Raw genomic sequence first — 491 nt, 5'->3', positions numbered from 1 at the left:
CGAGGTCGTTGCGGTTGTCGAGACCTAGGACCTCGGGCAGGTCGAGCGCCGTCAGGGTCTGATCGTCGAACTCGATCGGCGCCCCGTAGAGCTGTGAGATGTCCAGCACCAGGTTTTCAATGTCCTCGCGGGCGACGTTCTCCGCCAGGTTATTGAGCCTGATTTGTTCCGACAGCCCGATGATATTGACGATGCCGTTGGTCCGCAGGGCGCACTGGACCTTGCAGTGGGCATCATAGCGCAGCCGGTTGGAAAATTCTCGTAACATTGGAAAACCTTCCTTTCGCGGACGGTTGTCCCTCTGGACGCAACCATGCGCCCATGCCACACCGATGGCAATACAAAAATGTTAAAACTCGTAAATAAATCAACCGGTTAGTATAAGGTATCAAATGTGGTTTTGTAACATGATGGGGATCGTTAGCGTGCCCCGCTTTTCACGTTTTGACCGTTCTTGACGTTTTATGTGCAAACCCTACTTTTACTCAAAC

At 52.3% G+C, this 491-nt stretch carries 1 protein-coding gene; it reads right to left on the bottom strand.

The window, feature by feature from the left end:
- Positions 1 to 268 (bottom strand): hypothetical protein (locus EN852_RS35020; protein ID WP_135879614.1); only part of this gene is annotated, 268 nt, incomplete at its 3' end.
- Positions 269 to 491 lie beyond the last annotated feature (223 nt).

Source organism: Mesorhizobium sp. M2E.F.Ca.ET.209.01.1.1 (assembly GCF_004010375.2).
Classification (GTDB): Bacteria; Pseudomonadota; Alphaproteobacteria; order Rhizobiales; family Rhizobiaceae; genus Mesorhizobium.
Note: the sequence above shows the minus strand (reverse complement) of the source record. Positions and strands in the feature narration are given on the sequence as shown.